General features: G+C 67.6%; 17 protein-coding genes and 1 tRNA gene. 2 read left to right on the forward strand and 16 right to left on the reverse strand.

The features are described 5' to 3' along the window. The first annotated feature begins 4 nt into the window (after positions 1–4). Positions 5–1,327, forward strand: a complete 1,323-nt coding sequence (locus tag AC5P5X_RS00380) for an aminopeptidase P N-terminal domain-containing protein (protein WP_111189408.1) — start codon at positions 5–7, stop codon at positions 1,325–1,327. Between the two features lie 543 nt (positions 1,328–1,870). On the opposite strand, the gene pepQ is transcribed toward AC5P5X_RS00380, so the two are convergent. The 7 genes from pepQ to rph all read right to left on the reverse strand — a co-directional run bounded on the left by pepQ (position 1,871) and on the right by rph (position 9,118). Further along, complete coding sequence (pepQ, locus tag AC5P5X_RS00385) at positions 1,871–3,202, reverse strand: Xaa-Pro dipeptidase (RefSeq protein ID WP_012481166.1); 1,332 nt, start codon at positions 3,200–3,202, stop codon at positions 1,871–1,873. Between the two features lie 75 nt (positions 3,203–3,277). Further along, complete coding sequence (locus tag AC5P5X_RS00390) at positions 3,278–3,652, reverse strand: PilZ domain-containing protein (RefSeq protein ID WP_005410894.1); 375 nt, start codon at positions 3,650–3,652, stop codon at positions 3,278–3,280. Beyond that, positions 3,649–5,928 (reverse strand): DUF1631 family protein, encoded by a 2,280-nt coding sequence (locus AC5P5X_RS00395; protein WP_111189056.1) that lies wholly within the window; start codon positions 5,926–5,928, stop codon positions 3,649–3,651. The genes AC5P5X_RS00390 and AC5P5X_RS00395 overlap by 4 nt, the downstream gene beginning before the upstream one ends. 202 nt (positions 5,929–6,130) lie before the next feature. Next, positions 6,131–7,357 (reverse strand): radical SAM family heme chaperone HemW, encoded by a 1,227-nt coding sequence (gene hemW / locus AC5P5X_RS00400; RefSeq protein ID WP_024956759.1) that lies wholly within the window; start codon positions 7,355–7,357, stop codon positions 6,131–6,133. Between the two features lie 56 nt (positions 7,358–7,413). Continuing rightward, entirely contained in the window at positions 7,414–8,010 is a 597-nt protein-coding gene (gene rdgB / locus AC5P5X_RS00405) for an RdgB/HAM1 family non-canonical purine NTP pyrophosphatase (RefSeq protein WP_005410891.1), read from the reverse strand. Further along, a complete protein-coding gene (locus AC5P5X_RS00410; protein WP_005414366.1) occupies positions 8,007–8,396 on the reverse strand; it encodes a VOC family protein in 390 nt (129 codons plus the stop codon). Before AC5P5X_RS00410 ends, rdgB begins: the two co-directional genes overlap by 4 nt. Next, the gene (gene rph, locus AC5P5X_RS00415; RefSeq protein WP_005410889.1) at positions 8,393–9,118 is read right to left on the reverse strand and encodes a ribonuclease PH; all 726 of its coding nucleotides are present in this window, start codon (positions 9,116–9,118) and stop codon (positions 8,393–8,395) included. The genes AC5P5X_RS00410 and rph overlap by 4 nt, the downstream gene beginning before the upstream one ends. A 124-nt stretch (positions 9,119–9,242) precedes the next feature. Here rph and AC5P5X_RS00420 point away from each other — a divergent pair, with 124 nt between their 5' ends. Beyond that, positions 9,243–10,103, forward strand: coding sequence for a YicC/YloC family endoribonuclease (locus tag AC5P5X_RS00420; protein ID WP_012481162.1), 861 nt, complete (start codon positions 9,243–9,245; stop codon positions 10,101–10,103). Between the two features lie 82 nt (positions 10,104–10,185). On the opposite strand, the gene AC5P5X_RS00425 is transcribed toward AC5P5X_RS00420, so the two are convergent. The 9 genes from AC5P5X_RS00425 to fdxH all read right to left on the reverse strand — a co-directional run bounded on the left by AC5P5X_RS00425 (position 10,186) and on the right by fdxH (position 18,860). Beyond that, positions 10,186–10,782, reverse strand: a complete 597-nt coding sequence (locus AC5P5X_RS00425; RefSeq protein ID WP_012481161.1) for a nucleotidyl transferase AbiEii/AbiGii toxin family protein — start codon at positions 10,780–10,782, stop codon at positions 10,186–10,188. Next, positions 10,779–11,270 carry a helix-turn-helix domain-containing protein gene (locus tag AC5P5X_RS00430; protein WP_012481160.1) on the reverse strand — a complete coding sequence of 164 codons (492 nt, stop codon included), beginning with the start codon at positions 11,268–11,270 and terminating at the stop codon, positions 10,779–10,781. The genes AC5P5X_RS00425 and AC5P5X_RS00430 overlap by 4 nt, the downstream gene beginning before the upstream one ends. A gap of 70 nt (positions 11,271–11,340) precedes the next feature. After that, a complete protein-coding gene (gene selD / locus AC5P5X_RS00435; RefSeq protein WP_012481159.1) occupies positions 11,341–12,420 on the reverse strand; it encodes a selenide, water dikinase SelD in 1,080 nt (359 codons plus the stop codon). 26 nt (positions 12,421–12,446) lie between these two features. Further along, positions 12,447–12,542, reverse strand: a tRNA-Sec gene (locus tag AC5P5X_RS00440). A 24-nt stretch (positions 12,543–12,566) separates the two neighbouring features. Continuing rightward, entirely contained in the window at positions 12,567–14,498 is a 1,932-nt protein-coding gene (selB, locus tag AC5P5X_RS00445) for a selenocysteine-specific translation elongation factor (protein WP_076739921.1), read from the reverse strand. Further along, a complete protein-coding gene (gene selA, locus AC5P5X_RS00450; RefSeq protein WP_076739920.1) occupies positions 14,495–15,919 on the reverse strand; it encodes an L-seryl-tRNA(Sec) selenium transferase in 1,425 nt (474 codons plus the stop codon). The genes selB and selA overlap by 4 nt, the downstream gene beginning before the upstream one ends. Positions 15,920–15,922: 3 nt before the next feature. After that, positions 15,923–16,906 (reverse strand): formate dehydrogenase accessory protein FdhE, encoded by a 984-nt coding sequence (gene fdhE, locus AC5P5X_RS00455; RefSeq protein WP_076739919.1) that lies wholly within the window; start codon positions 16,904–16,906, stop codon positions 15,923–15,925. A gap of 392 nt (positions 16,907–17,298) precedes the next feature. Further along, positions 17,299–17,946 carry a formate dehydrogenase subunit gamma gene (locus AC5P5X_RS00460; RefSeq protein WP_005410882.1) on the reverse strand — a complete coding sequence of 216 codons (648 nt, stop codon included), beginning with the start codon at positions 17,944–17,946 and terminating at the stop codon, positions 17,299–17,301. Further along, entirely contained in the window at positions 17,943–18,860 is a 918-nt protein-coding gene (gene fdxH / locus AC5P5X_RS00465; protein WP_005410881.1) for a formate dehydrogenase subunit beta, read from the reverse strand. Before fdxH ends, AC5P5X_RS00460 begins: the two co-directional genes overlap by 4 nt. Positions 18,861–18,866 lie beyond the last annotated feature (6 nt).

Consider the following 18,866-nt stretch of genomic DNA (forward strand, 5'->3'; position numbering starts at 1 on the left):
GGATATCAAGCAGCGCACCGGCATTGCCGCCGGCGAGTACAAGCGTCGCCGCCGCCAGCTGATGGACATGGCCGGCGAGGACGCGATCCTGGTGCTGCCGGCCGCGGCCGAGAAGGTGCGCAGCCTCGATACCCATTATCCGTTCCGGCAGGATTCGGATTTCCAGTACCTGAGCGGCTTCCCGGAGCCGGAAGCAGTGCTGGTACTGATCCCGGGCCGACGCCACGGCGAGGCCATCCTGTTCTGCCGCGAGCGCGATGCCGAACGCGAAGCCTGGGACGGCAGCCGCGCCGGCCAGGAAGGCGCGGTGGCGCAGTACGGCATGGACGATGCCTACCCGATCGATGATCTGGACGACATCCTGCCGGGCCTGCTGGAAGGCCGTTCGCGCGTCTACTACCACTTCGGCCGGGATGCCGACTTCGACCTGAAGCTGATCGGCTGGGTCAACCGCGTGCGTTCGCAGGTGCGCCACGGTGCGCAGCCGCCGCACGAGTTCCTCGAACTGGGCCACCTGCTGCACGAGCAGCGCCTGTTCAAGTCCGGTGCCGAAGTGGCGTTGATGCACCACGCCGCGCAGATCAGCGTGCGTGCGCATCTGGCCGCGATGAAGGCCGCCAGGGCCGGCATCCACGAGTACGAACTGCAGGCGGAGCTGGAACGCGTGTTCCGCGCCAACGACGCCGTGCCGGCCTATTGCAGCATCGTCGGTGCCGGCCGCAACGGCTGCATCCTGCATTACCGCGACAACAACGCGCGTTCGCGCGACGGCGAGCTGGTGCTGATCGACGCCGGTGCCGAGTACCGTGGCTACGCCAGTGACATCACCCGCACGTTCCCGGTGAATGGCCGCTTCAGCGCCGAGCAGCGTGCACTGCACGACCTGGTCGGAGACGCGCAGGCCGCTGCGTTGGCCCAGGCCAAGCCGGGCGTGCCGTACGAAGCCGGTCACCTCGCCGCAGTGCAGACCCTGACCGAGGGCCTGCTGCGGTTGGGCCTGCTGAAGGGTACGCTGGAAAAGAATCTGGCCGAAGGCCTGTACCAGCGCTTCTACCGGCACAAGACCGGGCACTGGATCGGCATGGACGTGCACGACGTGGGCGACTACCGCCTGGCCGGTGACTCGCGTCTGCTGGAGCCGGGCATGGCGTTTACCATCGAGCCGGGGTTGTACATCGGCGTGGACGACACGACGGTGGAGCCGCGCTGGCGCGGTATCGGCATCCGTACCGAGGATGACGTGCTGATCACCGACGACGGCCATCGCGTGCTGACCGAAGGCCTGGCGCGCAGCGCCGACGAGATTGAAGCGGTGATGGCGGGGTAAGGGGTGTTCTGCAGGGCTTGCAGCCCTGCACCTGCTGCAATCAACGGCAACTGCCAATGCCAGAGCGGCATTCCGTGGGATGGCGGGGCGGTGTGGGTGGTCAGGACACGCCGTAAACCCATCCATGGGGGCTCGATGGCGCCATCCATGGCGCCAACGGTCCTGCCCACCCACACCGCCCCACCCCTGACAGATTCCTGTGGCTGTTGGTGGGTGCCGACCGTTGGTCGGCACATCTGTCAGATATCGAATGAATCATCCACGCATGGCGTGGATCTACGGGCAATTGCGGCTGTTGGTAGGTGTCGACCTTGGTCGACACAGAGCGAGCGCAGCGAGCGACCCGCTTTTGCTTTTCTTTTTCTTTTCCGTGGTTGGACGCGCGCAGGAAACTGTCAAAGGCCGGGCGGGGTGGGTTTGCAGGACCGTTGGCGCCATGGATGGCGCCATCGAGCCCCCATGGATGGGTTTACGGCGTGTCCTGCAAACCCACCCCGCCCGGCAAAGCGCGGCTTTTGAATTCAGCACCCAACCACGAGGGGCTCAGCCGTTCGCCGCCGCAAACGCCGGCCGCGTCAGGTTGTCCGCCTCGCCATCAGTGCACAGCACTTCGTCTTCAATGCGGATGCCACCATACGGACGGAAGAAATCCACGCGCTCCCAGTTGATCGCATCACCATGGCCGGCGTCCTTCACTTCGTTCAACAGCATGTCGATGAAGTACAGGCCTGGCTCGATGGTCACCACCATGCCCGGTTCCAGCACGCGGGTCAGGCGCAGGTAGGGATGGCCGGCCGGGCGCTCGATGCGGCCACCTTCGTCGCTGGCGGCGAAGCCGGCCACGTCGTGCACCTGCAGGCCGATCAGGTGGCCGATGCCGTGCGGGAAGAATGCGGCGCTGACGCCGGTCTCCAGCGCGGTCTGTGGCGACACCTTGATCACGCCGAAGTCCTTCAGCACGCCCATCAGCGAAAGATGTGCGTCCACGTGCAGCTGCTTGTAGTCGAAGCCCGGGCGCACCGCTGCGCACATCTGCTGCTGGGCGGCGTCGACGGCCGCAATCATCGCGGCGAATTCGTCGTGGCCCTGCGCGGCGTAGGTGCGGGTGATGTCGCTGGCGTAGCCGTGCGCACTGGCGCCGGCGTCGATCAGGAAGCTGCGCAGCGGCTGCGGTGCCTTGCGGCCCAGCTCGGTGTAATGCAGCACGGCGGCGTGTTCGTTCAACGCCACGATGTTGCCGTAGGGCAGCTCGTTGGCATCCTGGCCGACGGCCTGGCAGTACGCCATGTGGATGCTGAATTCGTCGGCACCGTTGCGGAACGCGGCCTCGGCGGCGCGGTGGCCGCGCACGCCCAGCACCTGGGCCTGGCGCATCAGTGCGATTTCATACGGTGTCTTGCTGCCGCGGTGCCATTCCAGGTAGTTCACCACCGGCGCCGGGTTGTTCGGCACGTAGTTGCCCAGTGCGCTCTGCGGCTCGCCCAGGATCGCGCAGCGCGACGGGTCGGCCGGCAGCAGGGCCAGCGCCTCTTCGGGCTTGCGGATGATGTGGATGTCGAAGTGCTCCACCCACCAGCCGCTGGGGGCGTCCGGCACCACGTGCCAGTAGTCGAAGGGCTGGTGGAAGATCACCGCCGGTCGCTTGCCCGGGGTGAACACGATCCAGCTGTTGGGCACGCGGGTCAGCGGCAGCCAGGCCTTGAACTGCGGGTTGACCGCATACGGGTAGTCGCGGTCGTCGAACACCTGGTAGTGCAGGGTGCCGCTGGGCACCACCAGATGGTCGAAGCCGCCGCGGGCCAGCGCCTGTTCGGCGCGTCGGCACAGCACGGCCAGGTGGTCGGAATACAGAGCGCCGGGGTCTTGCTGGATCATTGCGGTGGCTCGACACGGAAAACGGCCCTAGATTCTGCCGCATACCGCGAAAAACCGCTGTGCCGGAACCGGCACTCAGGCCGTCGAAACCGGTCCCTCGTCGCTGTCTTCGCCCACCCACTGCCGCAGCAGCTGCCGATGTTCGCGCGACAGGGTCAGGAAGCGGAAGCCGGTCCAGCTCTGCCCGGGAACGTGTGCGGGCTCGCTCCACAGCAGATGCACGCCTACGTCGATGGCCTGCTGGCGGCCATCACCCAATGGCAAGGGAAAGCGCAGCTGGTACAGCGCATCCTCGCGCAGCGGCATGCTGGCCAGCATCAGCATGCCAGTTTCGGAGACATTGCCGAGGCGCCCGACCACGCACTCGCGCATCTGGTCGGTAACCGGCACCAGGTCCGAGACCTGGCGGCGCGGCGCGCGGCGGGTGTCCTGCGGCGGTACGGCTTTCATGCGGGGGTCTCCTGTGCGCGAGCCGTGGCCAGTGCGCGCAGCGCACCGAGGCTGGCTTCCCAGGCACGGTCGACCAGCCGGCCCTTGTCTTCGGTGACCAGCTGCGCGCGCCCGGCACTGATCTGCCGTGCCAGCGCATCCAGGTCGGTATCGGTGATCTTCTGCCCGCGCGCATTGACGAACAACGCGTGGCCGGTCAGCAGGCTGTACCAGGACAGGCGCTGGCGGCGCATCGTGCCATCGCCCATGTCGATGTCGAACCAACTGCCGAACGGCAGGCTGGACAGCTGTTGGTAGGCCGCTTCTTCGGCGCTGCTGCGCGGCGTGGCAGGTGCGGCGCCACCGTTCGTGCCGGCGTGCTCGCCCAGGCGCGCACGTGCCTTGAGGCGTGCGCTGAGCTCGGTACGCGAGGTGCTTTCATCCTCGCCGCCGGGCGTGGCCAGCCTGCGCGCGACAGCGGCGGCTTCCTCGGCGTGGTAGCCGACCTGCAGCAATGCGGCCTCCACGTCCGCTGCCAGTGCGGTATCGGTGCCGCCGGGGGCGTCGATGGCCTGCGCGGTGATGGCAGCGATGCGCTCGGTCTGTTGCAGGCGCTCCTGCCATTGCGGTGAATCGTCGCCATGGCGCAGGCGGGTGAGGGTCAGTGCATCGGCCCAGGCCTGGCGCAGCAAGGTCTGCACGAAACGCGGTGGCGACCGGGTGTCGCAGCACTGGTCGATCTGTGCGGTGGCCTGGCGACGGGCCAGTTCCAATCGTTCCTTGCCGCGCGCGGCTTCCACATGGCGGCGCTCGGCCAGTTCGGCACGATGGGCCGCCGCGCGCTGGTGCTGCTGCACGTCTTCACTGGCGGCGGCAAAGACTTCCGGCGCACGCGCATCCTGCCCCAGCAGGCCCTGCACGCTCTGCGCCATGCGCTGCAGCAGCTGCGGGTCGACATCCTCATCGCCCAGCCAGTTGGCGCCGACTTCGGCGATCTGATTGAGCAGCTCACGCGCGGGGTGTTCGTCGCGCACGAAGAAGCCCGGATCGGCCATGGCGGCGCGTGCCAGGGGTACCTGCAGGCGGGCCAGCAGCGCGGCCGGCACTGGATCGGGACGCTGCTGCTGTTGCACCTGCTGCATCAGCATGCGCAGCAGGTCGAGGTTGTCCCGGTCGTGACTGCCCAGCTGGGCCTGCGCACCATGCTCGCTGCGCAGCTGCGCGACCACGGCAGCCTGCAGGTCGGCCACACCGGTTGCCGCACTGGACTGGGCCTGCAGGCGCGCGAGTACCGCGTCGACTGCCGCGCTGGGCACAGCGCCGCTGTCCGCCGGGGCAGGGCTGTCGTGCCGCGCCTGCTGCAGCAGCTCATGCAGTGCACTGCCGGTGGAGGTGGTCACACCCGGCGTGGCGGGGCCGGCTGCGCCGCCCTCGTGGAAGGCGTCCTGTACCAGGCTGGACCAGGAGCCGGCCGGTGCCGAACCGTTCCAGCCGGTCAAGGGGGCTGCGGTGCGCTTGGCCGGCTGCGTGGTGCGGCCGCCCCCCACCGACTGGGTGATGATCCGCCGCGTGCTCGACGAGCGTGCCAGGTAGGGGGTGTAGACCAGCCCCGGCAGTACACCGGACTGGGCCAGCAGGGCATTGGCACGGTCAAGGATATCGCCCAGCCGTTCCAGCACCTGCCGTTCGAAACTGCGATACAGCGCCAGCTGTACCTCGACGCTCAGCGCGTCCTGTTCGGCAATCCGGCGCACCATCGCGCACAGTGCCTGCGGTGCCAGCGGCAGGGTGTCGGCCTCGAAGGCCGGCGCCGCCGCCAGTACGCCCAGGCGTTGGCCCAGCAGGTTCAGTGTGTTGGTTGAACGCAGGGTTTCGCGCCGCACCATCTCGGTCAGCAGCAGGTCGCGATCCACTTCGTGCTCATCAACCAGCGACAGCCCGAGCATGCCCGGCAGCGCTGGCGGCCTGGCACTGGTACTGACACCGCTGACCGGTTCGCGCAACCGCGTGAGGGCGTCGGCCACGGCATCGAGCATGCGATCGGCGAAATGGCCGGCGAAGGCGTGCAGCTGTCCACGCTGGGCCATCAGCTCGGCCTGCTGCTGCGGATTGCGTGCGTGGTCGGCGTCGTGCAGCAGGGTCTGCTCCAGCGCCTCGACGGTCAGGATCAGGGGCGCCGCCAGCGTCTGCCGGCACAGGCCGATCAGCGCGCCCAGCAGCTCACGTACCCGCGGTGGCAGATCGCTGGCGGCCAGGCGGTTCTTGTCGGCAGGAGTGATGGAAAAGACAGCTGACATCGGCAGGCGGTACCCGGATTCCCGCGGATCGATCTGGTGAATCTACCGTGTCGGCCGATGTCGGCGCTACTTTAGGCTGAACGTGAATCGCATCCGCCGGGCCTGGCCCGACCGATGAACGGTAGTGCCGGCCGCTGGCCGGCAGATATGTCTTCACCGGATTGCCGGCCAGCGGCCGGAACGATCCTTTGCCAGGCGAGGATCAATCTTCCAGGAACAGGCTCACCACATCGTTGGTGAAGCGGCGGCCCAGCTCGGTCGGCTGCACATGCCCATCGGTCACGTCGAGCCAGCCGCGCTGCACGGCCTCGGCCAGGGGAGCGTCCAGCACGCTGCGCGGTAGCCCCGTGCGCGACTCGAAATCGCGCAGGCCGAAACCTTCGTGCAGGCGCAGCAGGTTGAGCATGTACTCGAACGGCAGGCGCTCCGGCGCGATCACATCGTCGCCGCCGAACGAGGCGGGCGTGCCGGCGCTGTCCAGGTAGGCCTGCGGATGCTTCAGCTTCCAGCGCCGCAGCACGTGTTCCTCGGCGCCCGAGCTGATCTTGCCGTGCGCGCCGGCACCGATGCCCAGGTAATCGCCGAAGCGCCAGTAGTTCAGATTGTGCGCGCTCTGCCGGCCGGGGCGCGCATAGGCGCTGACCTCGTACTGGCCGAAACCAGCCTGTGCCAGCAATGCCTGGCAGTGTTCCTGCATGTCCCAGGCGTTGTCTTCATCGGGAATGCCCTGCGGCGGCCGCGCGAAGAACACCGTGTTCGGTTCCAGGGTCAGCTGGTAGTGGGAGATGTGTGCCGGCTGCAGCGCGAACGCGCGTTCCAGGTCGGCCTCGGCACCGGCCAGGGTCTGTTCCGGCAGCGCGTACATCAGGTCGATGTTGAAGTTGTCGTAGCCCGCGTCCTGCGCCATCTTCACCGCGCGCTCGGCTTCGCCACTGTCGTGGATGCGGCCCAGGCGCTTGAGCATCGCATCGTCGAAACTCTGGATGCCGAAGCTGAGGCGGTTCACGCCGGCCGCGCGGTAGCGGTCGAAGCGGCCATGTTCGGCGGTGCCCGGGTTGGTTTCCAGGGTGATTTCGGCATTGGGCGCGAAACGCAGGCGTGCGCTGGCCTGCTGCAGGAAGCGGTCGATTGCCTCCGGCGGGAACAGGCTGGGCGTGCCGCCACCGAAGAACACGCTGTGCACCACCCGGCCCCAGACCAGCGGCAGGTCCTGGTCGAGGTCGCGCAGCAGCGCATCGATATAAGCGTCGAACGGCAGCTCGCCCTTGGCCTGGTGCGAATTGAAATCGCAGTACGGGCATTTGCGCACGCACCACGGCAGGTGCACGTACAACGACAGCGGTGGCGGCACCAGCCGCGGCGGGTTGTCGTGGTCGGCGGAGCAGGCTTCGCCGGGCAGGTGGTTGCAGTGGTCGTGGGCGTGCGGCATGGGCTTCTTCGGTAGTGTCGGCCGCTGGCCGGCTTCCCTGGGTCGATCGGGTAGCGTCAGTACAGCGTCGCCAGCTGCTGTTTGAGCTGCTGCAGGGCAATGGCGCGGTGGCTGATGGCGTTCTTCAGTGCCGGCTCCATTTCCGCGGCGGTCAGGCCGTGGGTGGTGTCCAGGAATACCGGGTTGTAGCCGAAACCATTGGTGCCGCGCAGTTCGCGGATGATCTGGCCTTCCCAGCGACCTTCGCAGATCAGCGGCTGCGGGTCGGTGGCGTGGCGCAGCAGCACGATCACCGCATAGAAGCGGGCGCTGCGCTGGCCATCGGGAATGTCGGCCATCGCGTCCAGCAGCTTGGCATTGTTGGCCGCAGCATTGGTCGGGTGGCCGGCATAGCGTGCGCTGTACAGGCCCGGCGCACCGCCGAGGGCATCGACGATCAGGCCCGAATCATCGGCCAGCGCCGGCAGGCCGGTCGCTTCGCAGGCCGCGCGTGCCTTCAGCAGCGCGTTCTCGACGAAGGTCAGGCCGGTCTCTTCCACATCGCCCAGGCCCAGTTCGGCGGCCGAGGTGATCTGCAGCGGCAGATCGGCAAGGATCTCCTGCATCTCCACCAGCTTGCCGGCGTTGTGGCTGGCCAGTACCAGTTTCTTCATTGACGGGGCTCCAGCAGGTCCCAGGTGTTGCCATACAGATCGCGGAACACCGCAACCGTTGCATAGGGTTCTTCGCGCGGCGCTTCCAGGAACTCGACGCCGGCGGCGACCATCGCCGCGTGGTCGCGACGGAAGTCGTCGGTGTTGAGGAAGAAGCCGACGCGGCCGCCGGTCTGGTTGCCGATGCGGCTGCGCTGTTCCTCGTCGCTGGCGCGGGCCAGCAGCAGGGCGGCGGCACTGCCGTCGGTCGGGCCGACCACCACCCAGCGCTTGTGACCCTGGTCGATGTCCTCCAACAGTGCGAAGCCGAGCTTGCCGGTGTACCAGGCAATGGCTTCGTCATAGTCGGCCACCACCAGGGTGGTCAGGGCGATGCGGCGGTTCATGCCGACAGCGCCGCCTGCTGTGCGGCCAGCAGTTCGCCCACGCCCTTTTCGGCCAGGCCCAGCAGCGCATCCAGTTCATCGCGACGGAAGGCGTGGCCTTCGGCGGTGCCCTGCAGCTCGATGAAGCCGCCACCGTCGTTCATCACCACGTTCATGTCGGTGTCGCAGTCGCTGTCTTCGGCGTAGTCCAGGTCCAGCACCGGGGTGCCGCGGTACACGCCTACCGATACGGCGGCCACTGCGCCCAGGATCGGGTTGCGCTTGATGTCGCCACGCTTCATCAGCACGTTCACCGCATCGACCAGCGCCACGTAGGCGCCGGTGATGGCGGCGGTGCGGGTGCCACCGTCGGCCTGCAGCACGTCGCAGTCGAGGGTGATGGTGCGCTCGCCCAGCGCGTTGCGATCCACGCAGGCGCGCAGGCTGCGGCCGATCAGGCGCTGGATCTCCAGCGTGCGGCCACCCTGCTTGCCACGGGCCGCTTCACGGTCACTGCGGGTGTGGGTGGCGCGCGGCAGCATGCCGTATTCGGCGGTGACCCAGCCTTCGCCCTTGCCGCGCAGGAAGCCCGGCACGCGGTTCTCGACGCTGGCGGTGCACAGCACACGGGTTTCACCGAAGCACACCAGCACCGAACCTTCGGCGTGGCGGGTGAAGCCGCGTTGGATGACGACCGGGCGGAGCTGGTCGGGCTGGCGGCCGCTGGGGCGGGAATCGGACATGGTGCGGGTTCCGTAATGGCAAGGGAGTACGCCGCCACGCCCGCAGCCTTCACGGGGCGGGCAAGGGGGCTCTGGTGAGGGCGCTAGGGTACCATTCCCCCTTTGCACGCACCGGACACAATCCATGATTCGAAGCATGACCGCCTATGCCGGCGGCGAGCGGGTCACCCCGTGGGGCACGCTGGGCTGCGAGCTGCGCTCGGTCAACCACCGCTTCCTGGAGGTCGGCACCCGCCTGCCCGAGGAGCTGCGGGCGCTGGAACCGCAGCTGCGCGAGCGCATCGCCGCGCGCCTGAGCCGTGGCAAGCTGGATCTGGTGATGCGCCTGCGCGCGCCGGAAGCGGCGGCCAACCTGCAGGTTGACGAGGCCCTGCTGGCCCAGCTGGGCCGCCTGGCGCACCGCCTGACCTCCGATTTCCCCAACCTGCAGGTCAGCTTCACCGACCTGCTGCAGCTGCCGGGCGTGACCCGTGGCGAGGCCACCGATGCCGCCGCCCTGCAGGTCGAGGCGCTGGCGCTGCTGGACCAGGTGCTGGATGGCTTCGTCGAGGCCCGTGAGCGCGAAGGCGGCAAGTTGTCTGCGGCCATCAGCGAGCGTGTGGACGGCATCGAGCGCATCGCCACCGAAGTGCGCACCTTGATTCCGGCCATTCGCGACGGCCAGCGCGCCAAGCTGGCCGCCCGTCTGGCTGACCTGCCGCACCCGGTCGACCCCGGCCGCGCCGAGCAGGAGCTGGTGCTGTGGCTGCAGAAGCTGGACGTGGATGAAGAGCTGGACCGCCTTGGCAGCCATATCGTCGAGATTCGTCGCGTGCTCAAGCAGCGCGAGCCGGTCGGCCGCCGCCTGGACTTCCTGCTGCAGGAGTTCAACCGCGAAGCCAACACGCTGGGCTCGAAGTCGGTGGACAGCCGCACGTCCAATGCCGCGGTGGAACTGAAGGTGCTGATCGACCAGATCCGCGAACAGGTGCAGAACATCGAGTGATGTTCTGCGCAATCGCCTGGGAGGATCACAGTCCTTCCAGGTAGTCCGCAGCTATCGCGACGCAGTGGTCGAAGTCTGGCGATTAGTCCAGCGTGTCGATGGCCTTGAACGCAATCTTCAATGTCGGATGGGGATTGCGGATCTGATCAAGAAACGTTGATCGATGGCGGACCAGTGCGTCTGCTGCGGCCGCCAGCGCGTCCGGCTCGCGTTCGATGACCAGCGCAAGATCGAACAGGTCTCGGGCCGTTGTTCGATGCCCGCGATGGAACATTTTCTTGGCGATGATTTCCGCCGACGTTTCCACGCGTATGCGCCGGCCATCGATCGTCCATTCCTCCCAGGCGTCATCGAGAAGATTGGGAGCTGCGACGAAATCCACCTCGCCTTCCTCGAACTGCAGCTTGACCCATGCGCTGGGATCTTCGCTGTAGTCGCCGGTAAGGCTCGCGGCCACATCGCTCAAGCGGGGAGTGACGAAGCCCAGGTACTGGGGGTTCGGCACGAAGATGTCGATGTCCTTGCTGAGCCGGTGCCGATGTCGAAACATCAGTACCGTTCCGCCACCCAACGTCCAGAACGGATCGGTGATGCCGCCGTGGCGCCGGATCTCCCCGATGAGGACAAGCGCCCGGGGTAGCAGCGCCTGCCAGGCGCCGGCCGGCAATTCGCGGTTCACATCCACAGGTCCTTGCGGTGAGCAGAAAGTGTGTTGGCCATCTTCGCCACGTTGCGCCAGATGCGCCGTGGTGGCATCTGCGCGCCGATTGCAGCTTCCTCGACCGCCATCACCACCATGGCGGGAGGGGCTTCATCCAGCAGGTGCGCCATCTGCGCCGCGTAGGTGGCAGGAACTTCCCCGCTGACCAGTACGCGGGCCAGCTCGCCCGCAGTCAATTCGCTTGCGTAGCTCACGTTCGCGGTTCGCGCGGCCATTTTCAGGCCTTGCTTGCGCAGCCGGTTTTCGGTGGTGGGTGCCGGAACATCCAGACCGAGCACGGCCATCAGCTGTCCCACGCGATTGACGCCCAGATCACTAAGGGTGCCCCCTTCCAGGCCGACCACGGTCTGCCGGGAAAGGCCGCTGAGATGAGCCAGTTGGCCTTGCGACAGGCCAAGCTGCTCACGGCGGGTACGAACCGCCTTGCCGATGTCGATCAGGTTCATGGCTTTAGTGTCCAATATTTTGGACATGATTCAAGTGCCCGGAAGTGACACGTTGGCAAACCTTCACGTCTCAAACCACGCTGACGCCCGGCGCTCCTTCGCTCAAACGCCCGACCACGGCTGCCTGGCCGAACCCCGCGTCGTGGAAGCAGGCCAGCACCGCATCCGCCGCTTCCGGGGCGCAGGACACCAGCAGGCCGCCGCTGGTCTGAGGGTCGGTCAGCAGTGGCTGCCAGTGTGCCGGCAACCCATCGGCGAAGCGCACCTCGGCGCCATACGAGGCCCAGTTGCGGTGGGAAGCGCCGGTCACGCAGCCACGCTGCAGCAGCTCCAGCGCCTGCGGCAGCAGCGGCACCTGTGCACTGTCCACCTCGGCAGCGACACCACTGGCGCGGCACACTTCCAGCAGGTGGCCGAGCAGGCCGAAGCCGGTGACGTCGGTCATGGCATGCACACCGTCCAGCGCGGCCAGCGGCACGCCCACGGTGTTCAGGCGGGTGGTCGACGCGATCATCTGCCGGTAGCCGTCGGCATCCAGCACTTCCTTCTTCAGCGCCGACGAATACACGCCCACGCCCAACGGCTTGCCCAGCACCAGCACGTCGCCGGCGCGGGCATCGGCGTTGCGCTTGAGTCGTTGCGGGTCGAGCACGCCGATCGCGGCCAGGCCGTAGATGGGTTCCACCGAATCGATGCTGTGGCCACCAGCGACCACGATGCCAGCATCGGCGCAGGCGCGTTCGCCACCCTGCAGGATGCCGCGGATCGTGTCCTGCGGCAGCGTATTGATCGGCATGCCGACGATGGCCAGTGCGAACAGCGGGCGCGCGCCCATCGCATACAGGTCCGACAGCGCGTTGGTGGCCGCGATGCGGCCGAAGTCGAACGGGTCGTCGACGATGGGCATGAAGAAATCAGTGGTGGCGACGATTGCCTGGCGATCATCGAGGCGGTACACCGCAGCGTCGTCACTGGTCTCGCGCCCGACGAGAAGCTCAGCCGGAGCGGGAAGCGCTGGAACGCCACGCAGCAGTTCGCTCAGCACGCCCGGCGCGATCTTGCAGCCGCAGCCGCCGCCATGCGCGAGAGAGGTCAGTCGTTGCGGGGCATCGGCCGTTGAAGGGGCGGGGGACTGCGCGTGCGTGACCATGCCGACATCTCCTGCGGGAACGCGAATGGCGGAAGGCAGCAGGAGTCGAACCTACCAGGGAACGATCGACGCCCCCTACTGGGTTTGAAGCCCAGCCGCATGCCCGGATGCGCATGCCTTCCGAAAGTACGGCGGTACCGGTGGGCTCAGTCGCGGACTGCGTTCCACTGCAGGTCGCCGCGCGGCCGATGCTGGTCACCGACGCGTCGAGTGTAGCCAACGCGATTGAAGAACTCCAAGATCTGGATGCTGCGTTTGCGGCCCAGGCCGATGGCATCGCGGAAGGCCGCCGCATCCACCGTGCCGCTGGCTTGTGACAGCTGCGCGACGATGGCGGCGAGTTCCGCAATGCGCGCCGGTGCATAGAACAGGTCCGGCACCACCTGGAACAGTTCGCCACGTGCGGCGGCGCGGCGCAGGACGGCGCGGACTTCGTCTTCGGCCAGGCCGATCTCGGCAGCAAGGGTGCGCACCCACGGCGGATCGAAGCCACCTGCGTGCAGTTGCGGCAGCACGCGTTCCAGCAGCAGACGCTCGCGTTCCGGTGGCGCATGGTCATGCCCGGGCAGGCGCCACCAGGCACCCACGCGTTGCACGCTGCCGTCGTCCAGCAGGTCCTGCAGCAGCGCATTCCAGAGGCTCGCTGCAAGCGCGGGCAGGGTGCCGCGCTGCAGGCGGCCGCTGTCGACACCGGGTTCGTCCGGGCGTCGCTCATGCCATCCACGCAGTGAGGCGATCACCTGCTCGCGCAATGCCTGCCAGTGCGGGACAAGGATGACTACCGTGTCTTCGCGGGTGACGATGCGTCGCGTGTCTGCAGGAAGATCGATCCGGTCGGCGGCGCGCCGGCAGTAGCGCTGCAGCGCGGCCATGGCAACGCCGAAGGGCGCCTGCTGCAACAGTGGGCCGATTCCCGCACCCGCGGCCAGTTGCTCCAGGGCTCCCAGCCATGCGAGCCGTGCAGGACTGCGCCGGCGCCGCTGTGGCGGGTCCGGATCGAGCACAAGGCCGCCGCCCAGCGTGTGGGTGGCCGCTGAATCGCGGGCAATGAAGCGATCGCCACACATCGCACAGACCGGAGCATCGAACACCAGCTGCACCAACTGCCCATCACCGTGGTCATGGTCCTCCAGCAGCACCACATGGGCCTGCCGGTGCATCGTGCCCCAGTGGATATGCAGCGGTGCCCAGTCGCGCAACGGTGCGGCCAACGCGGACAGCCGCAACCGCACATCAACGCGGGTGGTGGCCAGCAGTGCGCCTGCGTCGGCGATCCAGTCACCGCGGCGGATGTCATCACGGGCGATGGCCGCCAGGTTCAGCGCGCAGCGCTGCCCGGCCATCGCGTGGTCACTGGCCTGGTTCTGCGCGTGGATGCTGCGTATGCGCACTTCAGTGGCGGCCGGCATCAGCTGCAGATGCTCACCCACCGAGGCGATGCCGCCGTGCACTGCGCCGGTCACCAGCGTTCCGTGGCCGGCCAGCGAGAACACGCGGTCCACCGGCATGCGGAACAGCTCGCTGCGCAGTTCGGCCTGGCGCGTGCTGGCGTCGTCCGCCGCCCACGCGTGCAGCTGGGTACGCAGCGCGTTGATGCCAGCATCGTCGGGTGCGGTGCTGTTGCAGGTGAACACAGGGGAATCCTGCAGCGGCGTGCCGGCCAGCAGGGCAGCGACCTCGATCTCGACCCGGGCCAGGCGCGCCGCATCCACACGGTCGATCTTGGTGAGCGCCACCGCACCGCGGTTCACGCCCAGCAGTTGCAGGATGGCCAGATGTTCGCGGGTCTGTGGCATCACGCCGTCGTCGGCAGCGATGACCAGCAGCGCGACGTCGATACCCGTGGCGCCGGCCACCATCGTGTGCACGAAGCGCTCGTGGCCCGGCACGTCGACGAAACCCAGGGTCGCGGCCGGGCCTTCGACGTCCCCGCTTTCCACCGGGACATAGGCGTAGCCCAGTTCGATGGAAATACCACGCGTACGCTCTTCCTGCAGGCGATCGGTTTCGATGCCGGTCAGTGCGCGTACCAGGCTGGTTTTGCCGTGGTCGATATGCCCGGCGGTGCCGACGATCATGCCTGCAGCATGCTCCACTGGTCGACGAAGCGCGCTTCGTCGGCCGGTTCCAGGCAGCGCAGGTCCAGCCACAGCGCGTCATCGGCAATGCGGCCCAGCACGGGTCGCGGCAGCTGACGCAGGCGCTTGGCCAGGCGATCCAGTCCGCCACGGCGCGCGCTGGTAATGCGCAGTCCGGCGCTGGCCAGCTGCGCCTGTGGCTGCGCGCCGCTACCAATCTGGCTGTGCATCGAAGCAGGCTCGAGGGTGTAGTCCGCCGCCAGCGAGGCACGCATCGGCTGCAGCAGGCGCTGGGCCTGCGCATCAATGTCATCCTGCGTACGCGAGAGCGTGCGCAGTGTCGGCAGCCGCTGTGCCAGCAGCTCGGGTTCGCGGTACAAGGCCAGCACCGCCTCCAGTGCGGCCAGGCCCATCTTGTCCATGCGCAGTGCCCGCTTCAGCGGGTTGCGGTTGATCCGCGCGATCAAGTCGGCGCGGCCGGCGATGATGCCGGCCTGCGGACCACCCAGCAGCTTGTCGCCGCTGAACGAAACCAGATCGGCGCCGGCCGTCAGCGTTTCCTGCACGGTGGGTTCGTGCGGCAGGCCGAACGTGGCCAGATCGCACAGGCTGCCACTGCCCAGGTCCACCACCAGCGGCAGGCCATGCTCGTGCGCGATCGTGGCCATCGCCGCCGTGTCGACCTTGGCAGTGAATCCGGTGATCGCGTAGTTGCTGGCATGCACCTCCATCAGCAGCGCTGTGCGCGCGCCGATGGCGTTGGTGAAGTCGGCCGCATGGGTGCGGTTGGTGGTACCCACTTCCAGCAGCCGAGCGCCCGCGCTGCGCATCACATCCGGGATGCGGAAAGCGCCGCCGATCTCCACCAGCTCGCCGCGCGACACCACCACGTCGCGGCGGTTGGCCAGGCTGTTGAGCAGCAGCAGGACCGCTGCCGCATTGTTGTTGACCACGGTGGCGGCTTCGGCACCGGTCAGCTCGCAGATCAGTGCCTGTACCCGCGCATCGCGGTCGCCGCGACGGCCACGGATGACGTCGAACTCCAGATCGACCGGCGCGGTCATCGCGCGGGTGACTGTCTGCACCGCGGCCTCGGGCAGCAATGCGCGACCCAGGTTGGTATGCAGTACGGTGCCGGTCAGGTTGAACATCGGTTGCAGGTCCAGCCGTGCATCGGCTGCCAGTGCGGCCTCGACCGCTGCCACCAGCGTCGGGCCCTCAACCGCCTCCTGCAGCTGCGCGGTCGACAGCTGGCCGGCGCTGATACGGTCGCGCAGCACCTGCAGGTGCGAACGCAGCAGCTGGGTGATGCGGTTTCGACCGTGGCCTTCGATCAGCGCCACCAGTGCAGGCAGGCGCAGCACCCGGTCCAGTGAGGGCAGGGTGGCGGCCGATGCCGGGGTGGGGGGCGTGGCTGGCATCGGTCAGTCGCCGTCGGATTGCCACAGCAGCGGATTCTGGCTGGCACGCGCATAACCTTCCTCGGCCAGCAGCAGATCCAGCGCCAGCGTGCCGAGGTCATCGGCCACCGGCTCCAGTGACGGGTCCTTTTCCAGATACAGGATCTTGCGGTAGCTGTGGCAGTGGTCGCAGGTCTCGGCACGCACCGCGCTCTCGCGCACCGCCTCGCCGCTGTCGCCGTCCACATCGGCCAGGGCGCGATAGGCGATGTCCTTGCCGGCGGCACCACATTGGCTGCACTGCACGCGCACGTAGTGCCACTGGCAGGCGCACAGCGAGCACGACAGGTAACGGTAGGATGCATAGGGTGGCCGCGCCTGCACCACGCTGGTCACCGGCAACGTGCCGCACAGCGGGCACAGCCCTGGCGCATCAGCCAGCGGCTTCAGGTCGGTAGGGCGGAAGCTGGCTGCGAGCACCGCCCAGTAAACCTGCAGTGCGTTCATCACCAGCAGCGCAGCGACCGCATCCACCGACGGCGCGTCATCGCGCTCCAGCACCGCGTGCGCCTGAGCATCCAGCCAGGCGTCGTCGGCAGCCGCGACGCGTTGCAGCTCCTGTCGGGTTTCCAGCGGCAGCCCCGTTTCGTCGGCACAGTGCTGGCACAGCGTGCGCAGCCAGTCGCGCCAGCATCCATCCAGCTGAAGCGTGTTGGCCGGCCGCAACGGCATGCCGGCACCGGCCGCCGCACTCGACTGCTGCGCACGCGCCTGCGACTGCAGCGCCTCGCGCTGCTGCGGTGTCAGCTCATCCAGCAGCGCCTGCTGTGCATCGGCCAACGCCGCCAGCAGCTGCAGGTAACCGCCGATGGCACTGTGCGCGGCCAGTCTGCGCAGGCGCGTCGCGCGCTCAGCGAACAGTGACTCGATATCGGGCAGGATGATGCGCGGCACATCGCGCGAGGCGAGCGTCTCGATCTCACCGGGTTCAAGGATGCGTTGCGCCATGCAGGGCCAGCCAGAAGAACCAGCCTCCATCCTCGCCGTTGTCGGCGCTGGCGTCCAGCGTGTTCAAACAACGCAGTCGAGCAAAGCAGTCGAGCACGGCTCGACTCTACAAAAACCGGTTTCGGTCGTTGCCATGTTCATCGTGTCGACCAAGGTCGACACCCACCAAGAGCAGCTCATGCCATTCCGACAGCAGCGGGAAACTGTCGAAGGCGGAGTGGGTCCGGTTGCGGGGGTGTCCGCGGCATGGATGCCGCGGCCAAGCCCCCAAGGACGGGTTGACGGCGTCCCCCGCAACCGGACCCACTCCGCCACCCCTCAGGAAGCCCGCTTTTGACGTTGACGTTGACGTTGACCTTGCCTCTGCGGGTGCAGGGCCGCAGGCCCTGCCGCTAACCCTCTTCCCGACGTCCACGCAGGATGTCCCTGAACCACTGCCGGTGGTGCTTGTACGCCCACCCATAGGTCACCTTGCCCTGGGTCATCGCCCGCACCGAGCCCTTGATCCAGATCGCCGCATAGATGTGCACCACGATCGCGCACACCAGCACCCAGCCGAACAGCGCATGGGCCAGCACCGAGAAGCGGATCACCCCGATCGGGAAGAAGTGGCTGAAGTACTGCCGCCAGATCACGAAGCCGGTCAGCAGCAGCGCCGACAGGCAGCCGATGATGGCCCAGAACAGCAGCTTCTGGCCGGCATTGAAACGGCCCACCGGCGGCAGCTTCTCATCCTCGTTGCGCAGTACATCGCGCATGCCGCGCATCCATGCGCGATCGTCGGCGGTCGGCAGATTGTCGCGCCACATGCGGAACGCCAGCAGCGCAAAGCCCACCACCATGGCCAGCCCGATGAACGGATGCAGGATGCGCGTCCAGGGGCCGCCACCGAACAGCTGGGTCAACGGGAACAGGGCAGGGTGGAACAGCGCCAGCCCGGACAGCGCGGTCAGCACGAAGCAGATCGCCACGATCCAGTGGTTGATGCGGGTCGGTGCGCGGTAGCGGATGATCTGGCGCGGGTGCGGGGCGTACTTCATGGCCGCTGCTCCTCTTCGATCTTCTTCGCCTCGTGCTCGGCTTCCTCTTCTTCCTCGTCATTGACCGTGTTGCGGCCGATGCCGATGTAATGCAGGAAGCCGGCGAAGGCGGTGGCGGCGATCGCCAGCACGCCCAGCGGCTTGGCCACGCCCTTCCACACCTCCACCATCGGGCTGATGCGCGGGTCCTTGGGCAGGTCGGCATACAGCTCCGGCTTGTCCACGTGCTGCAGCACGTACATCACGTGGGTGCCGCCGACGCCCTGCGGATCGTACAGGCCGGCGTTCTCGTAGCCGCGAGATTTCAGGTCTTCCACGCGTCCGGCCGCGTGCTCGGTCATCGCCTGCTTGCTGCCGAAGGTAATCGCGCCGGTCGGGCAGGTCTTCACGCAGGCCGGTTCCTGGCCCACCGCCACCCGGTCCGAACACAGCGTGCACTTGTAGGCCTTGTGGTCCTTCTTGGAGATGCGCGGCACGTCGAACGGACAACCGGTCACGCAGTAGCCGCAGCCGATGCAGTTCTCTTCCTGGAAGTCGACGATGCCATTGGCGTACTGGATGATCGCGCCGGGCGACGGACAGGCCTTCAGGCAGCCCGGATCGCTGCAGTGCATGCAGCCTTCCTTGCGGATCAGCCACTCCAGCTTGCCCTTCTCGTCCTCGTACTCGCGGAACTTCATCACCGTCCACGACTGGTCGCTCAGGTCGGGCGGGTTGTCGTAGCTGCCAACGCAGCTGCCCACTTCGTCGCGCAGGTCATTCCACTCCATGCAGGCGACCTGGCAGGCCTTGCAGCCGATGCACTTGCTCACATCGATCAGCTTGGCGACCTGGCCGGTGTGCGCACCACGCGCCTCCGGCGAGGGCGTGGTGGTGGCCGAGCGGCGGATGATGTCCAGGGATTGCAGTGACATGGCGTG

The organism is Stenotrophomonas sp. YJH_SMC_91 (assembly GCF_059368495.1).